This is a genomic window from Clostridium sp. CS001, assembly GCF_020443565.1.
Lineage (GTDB): Bacteria > Bacillota > Clostridia > Clostridiales > Clostridiaceae > Clostridium_AD.
Genome location: NZ_JAIZZN010000001.1, coordinates 300382 through 319130, shown reverse-complemented (window position 1 = coordinate 319130; position 18749 = coordinate 300382). Strand labels below are relative to the sequence as shown.

Here is an 18749-nt window from a genome sequence, read left to right as displayed (position 1 = left end):
ATGAGTGAATTGAATATTAAACAACTAGAGATTGAAGAGGTATCTACCAAAAACATCTATTTTTCTATTATTGAATCATTGCTATTCGTTACTGGTGAATCATTAAAGTTAAGTGAAATAGCAAATATATTAGAATGTAGCATTGATTTTACAATTGAATTATTAAATGAATTAATAATGAAATATGAAGAAGAAGAAGAAAGAGGTATTAAAATTATAGTAACTAATGATGAATATCAATTTGTTACAAAGTCTTGTAATAGTGAATATGTTCAAAAACTATTAAAGACAAACATCAAGCAATCCCTATCACAAGCATCACTTGAAACCTTAGCAATAGTTGCATATAAACAACCCATAACTAGGGTGGAAATCGAGGAGATAAGGGGTGTAAAAAGTGATAGGGCTATATATACCTTATCTGAAAAAAAACTAATTAAAGAAAATGGACGAAAGAATGTTCCGGGAAGACCTATTATTTATGTAACAACAGATGAATTTCTTAAGCATTTTGATTTTGAAAGTCTGGGTGAAATGCCTTCTTTAGAGGAATTTAATAAAGAGGATTTAGATCCAAGCATTGATGAGAATGAAACTGATTAGTTATTTTTGATATAAATGATATATCAATTATTAAACCTCAACACCGTAAGGTTTTTCAGTGAAAAAACTTACAGTGTTGAGGCTTATTTTTAAAAAAATCATAAGTGATAATCGGGGACTAATCACCACTTTAAAGTTTGGGAATTTTGCATAAAAGTAGTTGAAATTTCAAGTGTAGACTACTTTTCATCACAACTTTTAGTATTTTCATCTTCAGGCTGTGAGGGATTATCACATTTTTCTTTAAACATACCTTTAATAATATCAATAACCTGAGGTACGGCATCAACAATTTTATCATATGTATTTTGTTGATCTACGGATAATAACCTTATTGAATCCTTTTTAATTACTAAAAATGCAACAGGTTTAACAGTTACGCCAGCACCAGAACCACCACCAAAAGGATATTTGTTGTCTGAGTCAGAGCATGAGGTACTGTTGAACTCACTACCTCCTGATGCAAAACCAACACATACTCTTGAGATGGGGATGATTGTAGTTCCGTCTGCAGTTGATACAGGGTCACCAACAATTGTATTTACATCTATCATATCTTTTATACTTTCCATAGTGCTTCGCATTAGATTTTCAATTGGATGATTATCCATTTACATTTCCTCCTTTATATTTTTTCAAGTTTGTTTTTTTATGTTTTATTTTTATAAGGCAAATCAAGATTATAAATGCCATATAAATAATTTTTACTAAATTCATATAAATTATACCCAAGATTTCCATATTAAAATCACTTTCTTCAAAATGAGGTATTACTACAAGATTAAATTTTTTTACTTCAATATAATTCATTAATAATGAATACAAAAAACTATAAGAGGAGTGAATTAATCCAAATAAAATAGCTACAAAAGCAGCGTCATCAAATCCGTACTCTAGTTTGGTGTTTAAACTTAATGTGAGCTTTAGTTTTAATTTCTTAATTTTATTTAAGATTTGTTTCATATCTTTTAATTCAAGGTGGCTATATAATTTTTTTTCTGGTAAATTTTTTATAGCATCTTTTGATAATTCTTTCTTTTTCAATTTTTTATTATATATAAAAACTCCTAAAGTTTTGTTTGAGTATTTAAGAGTTATTTTTAAAGGTATTGGAAATAATATAATTGTTAACGTAAAAAGAAATACTATTATAGTTATAAACATCTTAACCTCCCAATGCATCTAGTAATTTCTATTATGTCCAATAGTTTATAAAAAAATCAATAAATAAGAATAATTCCATTATCCGTATCTAATTGAAAGTTAAATTTTAATAAAATTTTGAAGAGGTGATACAGTGAAAAAAGCATTTAAATTTTATTTGTCATTATGCTTAAGTCTATTATGTATATTAACGTCTTTTGCATCTATTGTATATGCGGATGATATCTATGTTAATGCTATAAGTTCAATAGCAGTAGATTGTGAAACGAAGATTGTTTTATATGAAAAGAATGCATACAATCCAATTGAAATTGCAAGCACAACTAAAATATTGACTGCATTAGTAGCAATTAAATCTGGAGATTTAAACAAAAAAATAGTTATATCGGAAAAAGCTGCATCAATAAGAGGATCAGAGATAGGATTAAAAAAGGGAGAAGAAATAACCTTAAAAGAGTTATTATATGGTCTTATGTTAAGGTCAGGAAATGATGCTGCAATTGCCATTGCAGAGGGAATAAGTGGATCCGTTGATGAATTTCTTAAACTTATGAATGAATATGCATTAGAAATCGGATTGTTAAATAGTCATTTTGAATCTCCTCATGGACTAGACAGTACAAACCACTACTCAACAGCATATGACTTAGCGTTAGTTACTACAAAGGCAAAAGAAATAAAACTTTTTAATGAAATAGTAGGCTGTAAGGATATTGATGCCAAGGAGTATAACTTTACTAGAAGTTATCATAATATAAATAAAATTTTATGGCTTCTACCAAACGCTACAGGAGTAAAAACAGGTTTTACGGGAAAAGCAGGCAAATGTTTAGTGACTTCAGTTAAAATTCAAAATAGAGATGTTGTTATAGTAACTTTGAATTGTACACCTAGATGGGAAGAGACTAAAAAGATTAGTGAATACGTGGATAAAAATTATGATTTTAAAAAAATAATTACTAAAGGTGATGTTTTAGAAAACGTTAGCATAAAAAATGGAACTAACAATGTTGAAATAGTAAGTAAAAAAGATATTGTAATTCCAGTCAAAAAAGGTGTAAACATAGAAGTTAAAGTTAAAAAGCCATTATACGATGTATATGCACCGTTAAAACAAGGGGAAGGCATAGGAATGGTAGAAATATATGGGGACAATAAACTTCTATTTACGGAAGGATTAGTGGCTAAGAACTCTGTGGACAGAAAGAATAGTCTGATGTTAAAACTTCATAAAATTAAAAAATTAATAATACCTCATAAATCTTAAGACTTTTAAACGCTCATATTGCAACACTACAGGTAATGATTTAATTGTAACAAATTTTAGAATCTTAAGTATTTTAATAGTATATAGTACTTAGGAGGTATTCTTATGAGTTATGAGCCCTATGATTGTATTGATGTAGGAAGTGAATTTTGTCCTAGAAACACTAAACTGCGATAAGCAGTCTAGTGTTTTGTCTTAAAATTAATATTTACGGTACATTTGACACCATCCCAATATATAGATTCTATAATACTATTAATTAATGAACGTTTTTTATTAAAATCTAAATCATCAATTATAAAAGACAAGTCGGTTAAAGAATTAAAAAACTTGGGTACATATGACTGCTGATTTAGGTGATTATATGAAGTGAGTTTTAAATTTTCATTATTGAGCTTTAGCTTTTCTAGTTCATTTCCCAATTTTAAGATTTTAGGTCTCAAATACTTTGAAATTTCATCATCCAAGGATAATTGGTTAATCAAAATATCCATTTGGGATTGTTTTATTTTAATTTGTTTTGGTATATCAGAAGTTTCATATTTCGTAGAGTTACTTTTGATAATATTAAACCTAATTTTATTTAGCTCTTTTATAAAAACATCTTTATCAATGGGAATGTTTTTCAAGTGGTCTATAACCATTGTTTCTAGTATGTCCACACGGATATTAGAATTATTGCACCGCACGCCTTTTGAATAATCCTTAGTGCTACAAACATAGTATTGAATCTTTTTATTATTCTTGGCGCTAGTATGACCATGTTTAACAACCATACTTTTACCGCACTTAGAGCACTTTAAAGTTCCAGTAAGAAGTGCAGCAGCGGAAGTACCAAGTCTCGGGGCTTTATTTTTATTCTCATCTAATATTTGTTGAACATCCAGCCAGAGCGAGGCATCTACGATTCCCTCATGTGCAGAAATTGCAGCAATCCATTCAGTTACATCACGCTTAATTTTGGTGCCTTTACTCTTGTTGTAAGTTAGGATGCCATGTTTATTATCAGCTATTCCAATTACATTCATTCCAATAGCGTCAAGATGTTTCATAACATTTTCATCTGCTCTAACATAGAGTGGATTTCTTAGTATAAGTTGAATTCTTTTCTTATTAAAGTCAGCACCATTTTTGGTTTTGATATTGTTTTTAAAAAGATATATAAAAACTTGGTTGATAGATTTGAATTTCAAATACTTATCATAAATGACCTTTACTACTTGCAATTCCTCCTCTATAGGAGACAATATATTCATAGTCTTTTCATTAAATTCAGCATTTAAATAGCAAAGTTTTTTACTTTCATAGCCTAAAGGAGTTTGTCCTCCGAGCCATCTTCCAGTTTTAGATAATTCCAACATGTTATCTCTAACTCTTTCACCTATAGTTTCACGCTCTAACTGTGCAAAAATAGAGGCAATATACATCATAGCACGGCCCATAGGCGTTGAGGTATCAAATTGTTCATTAACACTTATAAAGCTTATGTGAAAGCTATCTAATTGATTTATAAGAGTGGAAAAGTCGGAGATATTTCTACTTATTCTATCTAGTCTATAACATATAATTACATCAAATCGTTTTTCCTTTGCATCAATGAGCATTTTTTGAAATTGTGGTCTTTTAATATTTTTTCCTGAAAAACCTTCATCTTCGTATATTATGAATTCTTCAATACCTAAATGTAGTCCTTCCTGCCTGCATATTTCAATTTGGTTAACTATTGATTCGCCTTTTCCAGTAATTTTTGATTTCCTGGAGTATATAGCAGCAGTTTTCAATTTATTTGCTCCTAATAATTAATTTTACTTATTGATAAAGCATATAGATACATAACTATATAATTCCTCTATAAAATATAGATATGAATTTTAGAAAAATAATATTCCGTAACAATGTATTGAGGTAAATATATTTGGTTATATTCACTGTTAAGTAGCATTTATGCTAAAAACGAATACTATAATATAAAATCCTACTTGGAGGAATATAATGAAGGTCAACTGTAGAATACTATTAGAATCAAATAAAGAAGAGGTAGAAACTTTGCAAAAGGAATATACTATTAGTGTTGCAAGAACAATAGCTTCTGATCTTTCATTAGAAGATATAGATGAATTAATAGAAAAGATATGTCTAAAGAATTAAATCTACCGAGGGTTGTAGTTTATTAACAAAGAGGAAATTATACGAATATATAAACAAATTTTATGTGAAAAATGATATACTGTTATAATATTGATATAGGTGGATTTAAATAAGTAACAAATGGGATAATAGGCTATTTTAGCTTATTATTTATTTGAATATGAAAACATGAAATATGGAGATGATTTATATGAAGTTATGTGAAATGTGTAAAAAAAATATAGCAATGATATTGACATCGAAAGTTGAAAATGGGAAAACTGAAACTATAGCTTTATGCATAGAGTGTGCTAGAAAAAAGGGGATTCCCGTAATGGATCAGTTGATGCAGCAAGCTTCAATATCTCCAGAGGATATAGAAAATCTAAATCACCAAATGGGGAGTATATTCAAGGATATGAACTTAGACGAATTAGATATTGAGGACTTTAAAAATTTGGATATGAATATTGCTAGTGGCGATGGTAAAAAGCTTATTGATAGTATCTTCAATGGTTTTCATTCAACGAAAGAGGAAGAAAGTGAAGATATAGAAAATGAAGCTGAAATGTTTACTAAGGAAAAAGAACCGGATGCTAGCAAATCAAAAAAGAACTGGTTTAAAAAGAAGCGAAAGAACTTAGATACATACGGTATAAATTTAACGGAAAAAGCAAATCAAAATGGTGTAGATAAGGTAGTTGGAAGGCATGGAGAAATTGACAGGGTAGTCCAAATCTTAAATAGAAGAAGCAAAAACAATCCTATATTGATTGGTGAAGCTGGGGTAGGTAAAACAGCTATTGCAGAGGGATTAGCCGTAAGAATTGCAGAAAAACAAGTTCCAGAGAAGTTATTTGGTGCTGAGGTTTATCTACTTGATCTTACTGCTGTGGTTGCAGGTACACAATTTAGGGGACAATTTGAAGGCCGCATGAAAGCAATTATTGAAGAGGCTAAAGAAAGTGGAAATATAATATTAGTTATTGATGAGGTACACAATATAATGGGTGCTGGTGAGGTTCAAGGTGGGGCAATGAATGCAGCGAATATTTTAAAACCAGCATTAGCTAAGGGAGAAATACAAGTTATTGGAGTTACTACCCTAGAGGAATACAGAAAGTATATAGAAAAGGATGCAGCGCTTGAGAGAAGGTTTCAGCCAGTACTAGTTGAAGAACCAAGTATAGCAGAGACAATAGAAATATTAAAAGGTATACGTGAATACTATGAAGACTATCATAAAGTTATAATATCAGATGAAATAATTGAAGAAGTTGTAGATCTATCTGAAAGATACATAACAGATAGGTTTTTACCAGATAAAGCTATCGACGTTATTGATGAGGCTGGGTCTAGAGCTAATTTAAAAAATAAAGGTCTTTTGGAACTAGCAATATTAAAAGAAAAATCAGAAGAAATTCAAAATGAAAAGAGAGATGCAGAAGGCAATGGCGATTTTGAAAAAGCTGCGCAGTACAGAATGGAACTTTGTAAAATAAAAGAAGATATAGACGATTTTGAAAAGGGATCTAGAGATATTCAAATTACTTTAGAGGATATTGCCTATGTTATTGAAACATGGACTAAAATCCCAATTCATAAAATTACAGAAAAAGAAGCGGGAAGGTTATTAAACTTAGAGAATAGATTACATAAACGTGTAATCGGCCAAGATGAGGCTATAATAAGTTTAGCTAGAACGATTAGACGTAATCGTTCAGGATTTAGGAAAAAGAAAAAGCCATCTTCTTTTATTTTTGTAGGTCCAACTGGAGTTGGAAAAACAGAGCTAGTAAAGGCTTTATCCTGTGAGCTTTTTGGAAGTGAAGAAGCATTAATTCGTATAGATATGTCTGAATACATGGAAAAACATACTGTTTCAAAACTAATTGGTGCACCACCAGGATATATTGGTTATGACCAAGGTGGGCAGTTAACTGAGAAAGTTAGGAGAAAGCCTTATTCTGTAATTCTTTTAGATGAAATAGAAAAAGCTCACTCAGATGTATTTAACATGTTACTTCAAATCCTTGAAGATGGAAGACTAACAGATAGTCAAGGCAGAACAGTTTTCTTTGAGAATACCGTAATAATAATGACATCCAACGCAGGTACTCAATTTAAAACTGGTAGCATCGGGTTTGCAAAAGATGGTTACGATATACTAGAAGCTCGTGTCAAAGACGCATTAAAAGAAACCTTTAGACCAGAATTTTTAAATAGAGTAGATGAGACAATTATATTTACGCTTCTTAAAAAAGAAGAACTTCGTAAAATAGTAGATTTAATGATTATGGAAGTAGTGGGAGAGGTAAAAGAAAAGAAAATTACATTGGATATTTCTGAAGAGGTAAAGGATTTTATATTAGAAAAAGGGTATGATGAGAAATATGGTGCAAGACCACTTAGAAGAACTATTCAAAAATACATTGAAGATGAGCTTGCAGATTACTATCTTCAAAACAAGGTTAGTGAAGGCTCAAACATAGTTATGAAGCTAAATGAAGGCAAAATTGTTATAGTATAAGACAAAAGCTACTGAAGGTTATTCAGTAGCTTTTGTGATTAAGTAATATTATTGCTTGATGTCTTGTTTTGTAGAGGTAGGAATTTTTTTTGAGTTAAACAATATGTACTGCTTATCTGCATATGTAATCAAATTGAAGAACATATCACATAATAACATTGCAAAAAAAATATCCATTATAACATGTTGTTTAACAAATTCAGTAGAGATAATTATAAGAAAGCCTATGATATTAACCGGAATTTTAATTTTCTTTATAGCATTAGTAGCATTAATTCCTTTAATTGCTAGGTAGGCTGTAATTACATGTATGCTTGGGAAACAATTAAATGGTTCATCAGAATTATAGGTAAATAAAATCATTTTTGAAAATAAATCATTTCCGGTAACAACTGGTCTTGTAACTGTTGTTTGAAAAAAGTAATAAGTGATAAATGCGACAACATAACATAATACCAAGGTAAGCATAATCTTATAATAAACCTTTCTATTTTTAAAGCATAAATAAACATAACAAACGGCCAAATAAAACCACAAAGTCATATAAGGTATTATGAAGATTTTTATAAGTGGCAGCGCTCTATCTAAATCAGTAGTTAAATCATAAATGCCTCTTTGGGTATTATTTAGTGCCCAATAAAAAAGATTAGAAAGGGGAACAGAAGCAATGAGCAGTAGGGGCAATAAATTTTTTAAATATTTTTTCAAATAATCAGTCCTTTCTTCAAACACTAGTTTAACTGAAAAATACAAGAGTTTCAATAGCTTTGTAAGAAAAAGTTATAAAAGTATCGCAGTTTAGTACCTCAACCATGTCCTTGCCGTCTGGCAGAAACGGGGGACTGTATATTATGTTCACAACTTGCAGGTAAAAATTTCTGTGACTGTTGCAATTTCAATGGAGTATGTATATATCAAGATTATGCTTCAAACAATTACAAAGCTAAAGAAGGTAGGAAATATTACAAATGTAAGATATTAGACAAGGAAAGGTTTGAGGACAACGTTATTATATTTACATTAGAATCAAGTGATAAGTTGGTAAGTGAGTTGATTCATCCAGGTAGTTATATTTTTGCACGAAGACCAAACACGCAAAGTATATTTGATACTCCAATATCAATAATGGATACTGATACAAGAAATAATACAATAACTATTGCCATAGAATTAAAGGGATCAAAAACAAAGGCATTAGATGTGTTAAATGAAGGTGATATGATGCTGGTAAAAGCACCATTTTGGAATGGTATTTTAGGATTTAAAAACATAAATAGCATAAAGGATAGCAAATGCATAATTGTTGCAAGGGGAATAGGTCAAGCGCCTATGATTCCACCACTAAAATACTTGAATGGAAACAAAAATGAAATTATTGTAGTTATTGATAATTCTCCGTACAAAAATAGCTTTGTTAATGAGTATTTAAAAAAATATGCTTCAAAAGTAATAGAGTGTAATACCATAGTCCGTGGACGAATCACAGAGGAATTTAATAATATATTGGATGATCTAATTAGTAATAATGATATTAGCTTAGTTCATTGTGATGCAGCAGATATTTTAAATTATGAACTTATGAAAGTTATAGAAGATAAAGATAAAAATATTAAATATTCATGTTGTAATAATGCGAAGATGTGTTGTGGAGAGGGTATATGTGGTTGCTGTACAAGAAAGAATAATGATCGTAAATTGAGAAGGCTATGTAAAATGCAAACAGAGCCTAAATATATATTAGAGGGGAGGAGAGTATTTTGAAGGTTATCGTAATTGGTGGTGGTTGGTCTGGATGTAGCGCGGCAATAACGGCGAAAAAAGCTGGTGCAGAAGTTGCATTATACGAAAAAACAGATATGCTTTTAGGTCTAGGGAATGTGGGTGGAATAATGAGAAATAATGGAAGATACACTGCAACTGAGGAATTAATAGCACTAGGAGCAGGAGAATTAATACATTTGACTGATAAGAACAGTAGACACAAAAACATTGATTTTCCAGGTCATAAACATGCTTGGCTTTACGATGTAAACAAAATAGAACCAGCTATATTAAAATGCTTGGAGGATATGGGTATTGAAGTAAACCTTGTAACTAGGGTTGTGGATGTTGAAAAGGATGGCGATAGAATAAAAGGGATATATCTATCTGATGGAAAGTATATAGAGGCAGATGAATTTGTAGAAACTACAGGCTCTACTGGGCCAATGGGTAATTGTTTAAAGTATGGAAATGGATGTTCTATGTGTATTTTAAGATGTCCAGCATATGGTCCTAGGGTTAGCATAAGCTACAGAGCTGGAATTGAAGATTTAAAAGGTGAAAGAGAGAAAGATGTATACGGCGCATTTAGTGGATCATGTAAACTAGCGAAGGAATCTTTATCAGATGAGGTAATAAAACAGCTAGACGAAACTGGAGTAGTGGTTTTAAAGGTTCCAGAAGAGGATGTGAATTTAGATAAATTAAAAATGAAGGTATGCCAACAATATGCTCTTAAAGAGTTTGCAGAGAATTTAATTTTGTTAGATACTGGTCATGCTAAATTAATGACTTCTTATTATCCATTAGATAAATTAAGAAAGATTAAAGGTCTTGAAAATGCAAAATACGTTGACCCGTACGCTGGCGGCAAAGGGAACTCAATTAGATATTTATCTGTAGCCCCAAGAACCAATAGTCTTAAGGTTGTAGGTCTTGGTAATTTATTCTGTGCAGGAGAAAAAGCAGGACTATTTGTAGGGCATACAGAAGCAATAGCTACAGGTGCTCTAGCAGGGCATAATGCTGTGCGAAATTATCTTGGTATGCCACTACTTATACTACCAAGAGCACTAGCTATAGGTGACATAATAGCCTATGTAAATGAGAAAATGGACTCAAAAGAAGGAAGAGCAAATAGATATACCTTTGCAGGGTCAGAATATTTTAATAGAATGGAGGAAATGGGACTTTATACTTTGGATATAGATAAGATTGAAGGAAAAGTGGAGAAATTAAATCTAACCCATATATTTGATGAAAAACTTATATAACAGTGAAAGAGGAAAGGTAAAATTCTTACCTTTCCTTTATTGCTTCTTTTAAATTAAAGATAAACTTACAATTCATGTTAAGAACTCGAGGTGTGAAACAGTAACTGGAAGGTATGATTTCTAGTATAAACCATACTATTTAAATAATGACAATATAGTAAACCTCAATATAGTAAAAGAATCTTTAGTCTAGAAGGAATCATATCAAAAATGTAGAAGATAATATAAACATACGGTTATATGAGTTATCAAGCTATCAAGGATTGTAAACCATTTGTAACATATCAGTAGGATATTTATATTACAATATTTATTGTAAAGAAATATAAGTATTGTAAACATAGGAGGGGAATTATGAATAAAAAAGTAATAGCTTTATTATTAATTAGTATATCTGCCATAGCAATAACTGCTTGTAGTAACAAAAATGATATAGATGCAATTAAAAATAATACACCTACTAAAATTGAGGATAAAACAAAAGATAAGACAGAAGACAAGACAAAGGATAAAACAGAAGACAAGACAAAGGATAAAACAGAAGTCAAAGAAAAAACTCCTAATAGATATAGTATTGCTGGAATAGATGATGCAGTTGAATTTGAGCGAACCTTCAAGAATATTCAATTATTAGTAGCTAAGGGTGAAAAAGAAAAAGTTGCGGAGTATATTAGCTATCCTTTAGTGGGAGTAAACAATAAAATTACGACTAAAGCAGAATTTATTAAGAATTATGATTCAATAATCACAAAAGAAGTAAAAAATGCCTTGGTTAATCAAAAGGTGGAAGAAACCGTTGTTAATTATAAAGGTGCTATGGTAGATGACGGAAAAATATGGTTTGCTGCCAATCCCGCTAGTAACTCAACCTCACCTAAATATATAATTTTTGCCATAAATCAATAATAATTGTTATCTTACACATATTAAAATGAAGAGAAGATTTCCAAAATACAAAGTCCTAATTTGAACGAGAAAGAACTATCTAAGCTTTAGATAGTTCTTTCTCGTTTATGATGTATGAAAAAAAATTTATTTTATATTTACAGTTATGTCATAGTCCTGCATTGATTTTCTGCCATCTGCATCTGTGATTCCTTTAGAAACATACAGAGATACAAGTTCTTCATTATCCAGAGATACCTTAGAACGAACTGTTAATGTGCGTTCATTTTCACTCCAGCTCATGTGGATAGGTAAAGCTTCACCTTTTTTATTTACTAGTGATACAGCTTCCTTTGGAAGAAACTTAGTATTCATATTCTTTGAGAATTCAATGTTGAACTTAAATGTTTGTGAACGGGATACTGTTATTTCATCTTGATGTTTGCTATTATTTATATTGAAGTTAGACTCAACGAAAGGATTTAAATTAATAGTATTTTCTTTAGCTCCATTTTCAGCAGTAGTATAATGAAGTATGCTATTCTTTAGATTCATACTTTCTACTTTTAGTGAACCATCTAGCAACTCTACTTCCTTTCCTGGCACAAGTTTATATAATTTTCTATTATCCATATTAATAAAATAAAGGATGCCATTAAACATTTTTAAATAGGTTCCCTGCATGGTAGATACAGTTTCTAGACCTTTACTATCCAGAGTCATCCTTTTAATTCCATCTCCATCTGAATAATAAATCCAGTTATTATCTATATCTAAAGCATATTCATAATGAAAATCATAGTATGCTTTAAATCGCTTATTAGCAGCAGGTAATGGCTTTGTGGTTGTATCCCCAGGGTATCCTTCTATAACTGTATAGCCACCAAAACCCGCATTATCAAGTGTAATTTTGCGTTGCTCATCATCCATTAAAATAGTATTTATTGAATTGTTGGTACTGCCATAACTACCAGCACCCCAGGTGATATCGCAAAGAAAATTCTCTCCATCAATATTAACCATATTCCAAGCATGAGGTTCATTGCTGATATACTCTGTCTTAATACCAACTTTATTTAGAACATAATAACCTAAGTTTGAAAAGCCACCGCAGATACCCTTACCCTTCATTAAAATGCTATAGGAGGAATGAGTTGAACTATCTTGCATATCGTCTGTGTAATCTGAATGATCAGTAATATAATCATAAACTCCGAACAATTTTTGAAGTGGTGAATAAGTTTCAGGAGCAACATTATAGATTAAATGACTCAATTTCAAATAAAAGATTTCTTTATTCTTTTTTACCTCTTCTTTTGAATCATTGTAAGTTATGAGTGCAGAATTACCATCATTGCTTAGTTTTATTCTATTTAGATAATAAAACTGGAGGCCAGCTTGCTCGTACATGCTATCTATAGTAGCTATTTTTTGAGAGATTGAAAGCGGAAGATTTTTAATATCTACAGTTGTTTCCATGTTATCAATAGCTTTAAACAATTTATTATACAAATCCTTGTCAGGTTTGTAGGATCTAATTATATACTTATTTACATTATCATAGGGGGCATTATTTTTTATTTCCTCAAGGGAAGGATCCAGATCAACTTTAATAGTTAATGAAATTGGGGGTGTTGACGTAGGTTTTGTTATTGGCTCCGGTTTTGATTTTGTATCCTTTGAACATCCACCTATCATTGCCGAAGCCATAACTATAAAGATCATTATAAAACAAAAAATCATTAAGTTACTATTTTTAAATAATTTATATTCCAACTTCATACCTTCTTTCTATCCATTTTGATTTCTTAAAAGTCATGTACTGGTTATTTTTACTATAATATTATAAATTACACTATATCTATAGTATAGCATGATTAATCATATAAATAATTACAAATATATTACATCGTTGTTCATTATATTTTTATTTATCAGCTATTTTAGATTTAAGAATTTAGAACTTTGTTATAATAGTATTATCAAAAGTATTATATTTTTACTAGCTTGAGCTATTTATAGAAATTGAAGGGGGAATATTTAATATGGAATATAAAGTATATATTGTTGAAGATGATTTATCCATAAGTAATTTATTAAAAGATTATATAAAAAAATATGGATTCGTAGTTAAAACAGCTGAAAATTTTGATAGCATAATAAAAGAATTTAATTCCTTTAACCCAGACTTGGTATTAATGGATGTTAATTTACCTAAATTTGACGGGTTTTATTGGTGTAGACAAATAAGAGAAATATCAATAGTTCCTATAATTTTTATATCTGCAAGAGAAAGTGGGATGGACCAAGTGATGGCACTTGAAAATGGTGCAGATGATTATATAACAAAGCCATTTTCTTTTGAAGTTGTGCTAGCTAAAATAAAAAGTCAGATTAGGAGAGCATTTGGAAATTACTCTATTAATAATGATGAGCGAATTGTGGAATTGGAAGACTTAAAGTTCTATCCGGAAAGATTAGAACTTAAGTTTAAAGAGAAAACTTTAATTATTACGAAGAAAGAAGGAATGCTCCTAGAATGTCTTATAAAAAGATATCCTAGAGTTGTTAGCCGTGAATATCTCTTAGAAAAAATGTGGGATGATATGGCTTTCGTTGACGAAAACACCCTTAATGTAAATGTAACCAGATTAAGAAAAAGACTTCAAGAGTTTCATATAGAAAATGGAATAGAAACTGTACGAGGATTAGGATATAAACTAAATAAAAACTGGTAGGATGTGTTATGAAATGAGATCTTTTTTAAAGAACAATAAAACATATATCTTTATATATTTTTTTAGTATCGCTTTAACTCCCGTTTACTGTGCCCTCATGAAGTATATTGCGTTTTCAGAAGTTATATATATAATCTTGTTTAATTCCTTTATACTTATTTGCTTTCTAACTTTCGAGTACTACAAAACTAAAGAAGTATATGGATTATTTAGAAGAGGACTTACTTCTATTGAAGAGTCCACTTTAGATATGGGAGGCTCATACATTGGAAAAAATATATCAGAGCTTTTGCAGCAGCAGTATAAACTATATGAAATTAAAATTCAAGAATATAATAGAAAACAAAAGGAGCATCTAACATTTATTAATCAATGGGTACATCAGATGAAGACACCACTTTCTGTAATACAGCTTCTCATTGAAGAATATGACGGTGAGCCACGTGCAGAAAGCATTAGTGAAGAAGTTTATAAAATAAATACGAACCTAAACCTAGCATTATATTTTGCACGGGTTGATGCTTTTGAAAAAGACTTTGTTGTAGAGCAATTAAATTTACAACAATTAGTTTTAGATACTGTGAATAAAGAGAAAAAACTCTTTATAAAGAATAAAATACTACCTAAAGTAGATATTAACAAAACAATTAAAGTTTATACAGATGGAAAGTGGATGAAATTTGTATTGGAACAAATTATAACAAATGGCATTAAATATTCACTAGGAATAGGTAAAGAACTAACCATACACGCCTATTTACAAGAAAAACATGTTGTGCTTGAAGTTATTGATGAAGGTATTGGTATATCTGCTAAGGATATTAGAAGAGTTTTTCATCCTTTCTTTACTGGAGAAAATGGGCGGAAATATGGTGAATCCACGGGCATGGGCTTATACATTGTAAGGAAAACATGCGAAAACTTAGGACATAAAGTAGAAATAGAATCCGAAGTTAATAAAGGTACTAAACTAAAAATAGTATTCTAGATAATTGATTTTTACTATCTCCCAATCTTACACACATGTAATAAAACTGTAAGGAATTTAAATAGCTAGGATCCATTAAACTTATTATAATAAAGTGTATAAGGAAGAGAAAAGGAGAGCTGAGAATGGAGATATTAAAAATTAACAATTTAAACAAAGTATATGGTAAAAAAGTACTTTTTAATGCTTTAAATAATATAAGTTTAACTATAGACGGAGGTGAATTTGTTGGAATAATGGGGCCTTCTGGCAGTGGTAAGACGACTCTTTTAAATATTATATCAACGGTAGATAAACCTACTTCAGGAGATATCTTAATCAACGGTAATAATCTCATAGGTTTAAAAGGAGAGGAGCTTGCACTATTTCGAAGAAGAGAGTTAGGTTTTGTTTTCCAAGATTTTAATCTATTAGATACTTTAACTGTAGGTGAAAATATTATTTTACCTTTAACTTTGGATGGTGTTCCTATAAATTCGCAGGACATAAAGTTAAAAAAAATAGCTGAAATACTAGGAATAGAAAATCTATTAGATAAGAGAATATTTGAAATTTCAGGAGGAGAATGCCAAAGAACTGCTATTGCAAGAGCCTTAATACATAACCCTTCAATACTTTTAGCAGATGAACCTACTGGGAATTTGGATTCGAAAGCTTCAAAAACTGTTATGGAATTGTTTGTAGAAATAAATAAAGAAGAGAAGGTTACTACTGTGATGGTAACTCACGACCCACTAGCCGCTAGTTATTGCAATAGGATACTATTCATTAAGGATGGTGGTATATACAATGAAATTTATAAGAATGGTAGTAGGCAACAGTTTTATCAACAAATAATCAATGTGCTTTCACTGCTAGGAGGTGACAGCTAATGGACTTTAGAACTTTTGCATATAAAAATGTATCAAGGAATATTAAAGCATATTTTGCCTACTTCCTTAGCACTTGTATATCCTCAGCATTATTTTTTTCTTTTACAATGTTTTTATTTCATCCAAATAAGGGACAGTTTAAATCTTATATCGGGAAAGCGATCTTAGTAACTGAAATTATCGCATATCTATTTCTATTTTTCTTCGTGTTTTACTCTGTAAGTGTATTTTTAAAAACCAGATATAAAGAATTTGGGGTTTTGTATATCATAGGGATTTCTAAAAAGCAGCTTTATAATATGATTTTCATTGAAAATATTATTATAAATGCTATTGCAACTTTAAGTGGCATAATAATCGGATTGGTGTTTTCTAAAATATACTTAGTGGTCATAGAAAGGCTTTTAAGACTTAATTCTTTAAGTTTTTATTTTCCTATAAAAGCAATAGTTATAACGTTTGCTTCTTTTGTACTTTTAGGTGTATTTGTTTCATTTTTCACTTCTTCCATTATAAGAGAGAAAGAAGTATTAAAGTTATTAAAAGCCACAAAAGCTCCTAAAACAGAGCCTAAAACCTCTATATTTTTAGCTGTGCTTGGATTTTCTATGTTAATACTCGGATACTATATTACATTGACTGCTAGCAAACAAAATCTTGATAAAATCATTTTACCCGTGGTAGCTATGGTTATATTTGCTACTTATCTATTATTTTCTCACCTTAGTGTTTTCTCCATTAGATTACTAAAAAAGAACAGAAGATTATATTTAAAAAAGACAAATCTCCTTTTAATATCAAACTTGTTTTATAAAATAAAGGATAACTCAAGGATGTTTTTCTTAATAGCAATAACCTCAACAGTAGCTTTTACCTTTATAGGAACTAGCTTCGCATTTTGGAAGAACACTTTAGGAGATATTGAAAAAAGATATCCTTATGATTTTACTTATACTACTTTTGGGGAGTCAGCTAAGCTTAAAGAGGAACTTAACTTCCTCGAAGCTATTCTAAGGGAAGAAAATTATACTTATAAAAAAGTTAAAATTGAAAACACTTATACTTTTCAGGTGAAGGACTGGTCTGATACCTATAAAGTATATGATAAATATGCAGAAAAATATGGAGATGATCAGTTTAGTTTATTATTATCTAAATCTCATATCTACGAAACTGAAAAGAGGGCCTATGGAACAATAATGTTTTTATCAATATTTATAGGGATTCTATTCTTTGTTACTTCTGGAAGTTTTATATATAATAAATTTTACATGGATGAGGAAGTCGATAAACAAAAATATTTGCAATTGAATAAAATTGGACTCACATATAATGAAATTAAAAAAGTGATCACGCTTGAAATTGGAGTATTATTTTTATTTCCTTATATTGTTGCAGTAATTCACTCGTCCTTAGCTCTGACTGTATTAAAAAATGTCTTTAATGTAAATGTAACAGGAGCTGCATTTCTTGTAATGGGTAGTTTTTTATTAGTTCAAATCCTCTTTTTTCTATTTATAAGAGAAGGATACTTGTCGGAAATGAGAGATCGGTTAATAGATTAAAAATTTGGAGGTTATTTAATGACAAATTCTATAAGATTTACAATTAACTCATGGACCATTCTTGTGCCAATATTTTTACTGTTGTTACTGTATATTACATTCTTAGTTAAGTTTAAAAATTTTAAATATACTTATTTACAGTATATTTTAATAACATCATTTTTTATTTATTCATTATGTGTTATTCATCTTGTACTGTTTCCAATTGACGTTAATATAGGACTTTATGCCAATCAATCAACCTGGTATAAGTCAATAGGTATCATACCTATAATAACAATTGACATAAAAACATTTGTTTTAAATATCGTTATGATGATACCTTTTGGCATGTATTTACCACTAATAAACAATAAGTTTGATTCTGTAAAAAAAACAGCCAAACTGGCATTTATAATTAGTCTATCAATTGAGATATTGCAGTGTATTATCGGTGCGACGTTAGGTAGTTTAAGGAGTTCAGATATAAATGACATTATTGCAAATACCCTTGGGGCAGTAGTAGGGTATATACTAATAAATAAATTGATGAAATTTAATTTATTTAAAAATATCCTGGCTAATGCAAAATTATAAAATAATAAAGATTCATACAAAAATTTAGCATTTTAAATAATTCAAATCAATATTTAGAGCATTGCTTATTTTATATATATTTTTTTCATTTGGTGTTGATAAACCTATCTCATATTTGCAAATGGAACTATAGCCAATGTTACATATCTTTGCGAATTTACGCCGAGTATAACCACCACTAATCCTTAATTTGTAGATTTTCTGAGATATTGTATCTTCAGGTAATATAGATATACCTTTGCAAGGTCAGAGTATTTTAATAGGATTAAAGAAATTAGGCTTTATACTTTGGATATAGATAAGATTAAGGGAAAGGTAGAAAAATTAAATTTAACTGATATATTTAGCCAAAAACTTATATAGAAATAAAGAAAGAAAGGTCAAATTCAAAGTATGCCT

General features: G+C 29.9%; 18 protein-coding genes. 12 read left to right on the top strand and 6 right to left on the bottom strand.

Annotated features, from left to right (window positions below):
• A complete protein-coding gene (gene scpB / locus LGK97_RS01510) occupies nt 1-603 on the top strand; it encodes an SMC-Scp complex subunit ScpB (RefSeq protein ID WP_226257960.1) in 603 nt (200 codons plus the stop codon).
• 179 nt (nt 604-782) lie between these two features.
• Here the strand turns inward: scpB and ytfJ are convergent, their stop codons facing one another.
• Complete coding sequence (gene ytfJ, locus LGK97_RS01505) at nt 783-1214, bottom strand: GerW family sporulation protein (RefSeq protein ID WP_226257959.1); 432 nt, start codon at nt 1212-1214, stop codon at nt 783-785.
• Entirely contained in the window at nt 1207-1767 is a 561-nt protein-coding gene (locus tag LGK97_RS01500; protein WP_226257958.1) for a DUF2953 domain-containing protein, read from the bottom strand. The genes ytfJ and LGK97_RS01500 overlap by 8 nt, the downstream gene beginning before the upstream one ends.
• A gap of 133 nt (nt 1768-1900) precedes the next feature.
• Here LGK97_RS01500 and LGK97_RS01495 point away from each other — a divergent pair, with 133 nt between their 5' ends.
• Entirely contained in the window at nt 1901-3034 is a 1134-nt protein-coding gene (locus tag LGK97_RS01495) for a D-alanyl-D-alanine carboxypeptidase family protein (RefSeq protein ID WP_413228405.1), read from the top strand.
• Between the two features lie 182 nt (nt 3035-3216).
• Here LGK97_RS01495 and LGK97_RS01490 read toward each other — a convergent pair whose 3' ends face one another.
• A complete protein-coding gene (locus LGK97_RS01490; RefSeq protein ID WP_226257957.1) occupies nt 3217-4815 on the bottom strand; it encodes a recombinase family protein in 1599 nt (532 codons plus the stop codon).
• 211 nt (nt 4816-5026) lie between these two features.
• Between LGK97_RS01490 and LGK97_RS01485 the strand changes: the two genes are divergently transcribed.
• Together LGK97_RS01485 and LGK97_RS01480 are read left to right on the top strand one after the other, a co-directional pair.
• Nucleotides 5027-5182 (top strand): hypothetical protein, encoded by a 156-nt coding sequence (locus LGK97_RS01485; RefSeq protein ID WP_226257956.1) that lies wholly within the window; start codon nt 5027-5029, stop codon nt 5180-5182.
• Nucleotides 5183-5372: 190 nt separating this feature from the next.
• Nucleotides 5373-7691, top strand: a complete 2319-nt coding sequence (locus tag LGK97_RS01480; RefSeq protein ID WP_226257955.1) for an ATP-dependent Clp protease ATP-binding subunit — start codon at nt 5373-5375, stop codon at nt 7689-7691.
• 48 nt (nt 7692-7739) lie between these two features.
• Here LGK97_RS01480 and LGK97_RS01475 read toward each other — a convergent pair whose 3' ends face one another.
• Nucleotides 7740-8399, bottom strand: a complete 660-nt coding sequence (locus LGK97_RS01475) for a phosphatase PAP2 family protein (RefSeq protein WP_226257954.1) — start codon at nt 8397-8399, stop codon at nt 7740-7742.
• Nucleotides 8400-8516: 117 nt separating this feature from the next.
• On the opposite strand from LGK97_RS01475, the gene LGK97_RS01470 reads away from it, so the two are divergent.
• From LGK97_RS01470 to LGK97_RS01460, 3 genes are all read left to right on the top strand, one after another.
• Nucleotides 8517-9452: a sulfide/dihydroorotate dehydrogenase-like FAD/NAD-binding protein gene (locus tag LGK97_RS01470; protein ID WP_226258008.1), complete on the top strand. Its 936-nt coding sequence runs from the start codon at nt 8517-8519 to the stop codon at nt 9450-9452.
• The gene (locus tag LGK97_RS01465) at nt 9449-10726 is read left to right on the top strand and encodes an FAD-dependent oxidoreductase (protein WP_226257953.1); all 1278 of its coding nucleotides are present in this window, start codon (nt 9449-9451) and stop codon (nt 10724-10726) included. Before LGK97_RS01470 ends, LGK97_RS01465 begins: the two co-directional genes overlap by 4 nt.
• Nucleotides 10727-11080: 354 nt before the next feature.
• Nucleotides 11081-11632, top strand: a complete 552-nt coding sequence (locus LGK97_RS01460; RefSeq protein ID WP_226257952.1) for a hypothetical protein — start codon at nt 11081-11083, stop codon at nt 11630-11632.
• A gap of 126 nt (nt 11633-11758) precedes the next feature.
• Here LGK97_RS01460 and LGK97_RS01455 read toward each other — a convergent pair whose 3' ends face one another.
• Nucleotides 11759-13387, bottom strand: coding sequence for a transglutaminase domain-containing protein (locus LGK97_RS01455; protein WP_226257951.1), 1629 nt, complete (start codon nt 13385-13387; stop codon nt 11759-11761).
• A 269-nt stretch (nt 13388-13656) separates the two neighbouring features.
• Here LGK97_RS01455 and LGK97_RS01450 point away from each other — a divergent pair, with 269 nt between their 5' ends.
• The 5 genes from LGK97_RS01450 (at nt 13657) to LGK97_RS01430 (ending at nt 18350) form a co-directional block, all read left to right on the top strand.
• Nucleotides 13657-14349, top strand: a complete 693-nt coding sequence (locus LGK97_RS01450; RefSeq protein ID WP_226257950.1) for a response regulator transcription factor — start codon at nt 13657-13659, stop codon at nt 14347-14349.
• Nucleotides 14350-14362: 13 nt separating this feature from the next.
• Complete coding sequence (locus LGK97_RS01445) at nt 14363-15337, top strand: sensor histidine kinase (protein ID WP_226257949.1); 975 nt, start codon at nt 14363-14365, stop codon at nt 15335-15337.
• A 125-nt stretch (nt 15338-15462) separates the two neighbouring features.
• A complete protein-coding gene (locus LGK97_RS01440) occupies nt 15463-16209 on the top strand; it encodes an ABC transporter ATP-binding protein (RefSeq protein ID WP_226257948.1) in 747 nt (248 codons plus the stop codon).
• Complete coding sequence (locus LGK97_RS01435; protein WP_226257947.1) at nt 16209-17774, top strand: ABC transporter permease; 1566 nt, start codon at nt 16209-16211, stop codon at nt 17772-17774. Before LGK97_RS01440 ends, LGK97_RS01435 begins: the two co-directional genes overlap by 1 nt.
• Before the next feature lie 18 nt (nt 17775-17792).
• Nucleotides 17793-18350, top strand: a complete 558-nt coding sequence (locus LGK97_RS01430; RefSeq protein WP_226257946.1) for a VanZ family protein — start codon at nt 17793-17795, stop codon at nt 18348-18350.
• A gap of 24 nt (nt 18351-18374) precedes the next feature.
• Here the strand turns inward: LGK97_RS01430 and LGK97_RS01425 are convergent, their stop codons facing one another.
• Nucleotides 18375-18548 (bottom strand): helix-turn-helix domain-containing protein, encoded by a 174-nt coding sequence (locus LGK97_RS01425; protein WP_226258007.1) that lies wholly within the window; start codon nt 18546-18548, stop codon nt 18375-18377.
• Nucleotides 18549-18749: the final 201 nt, after the last annotated feature.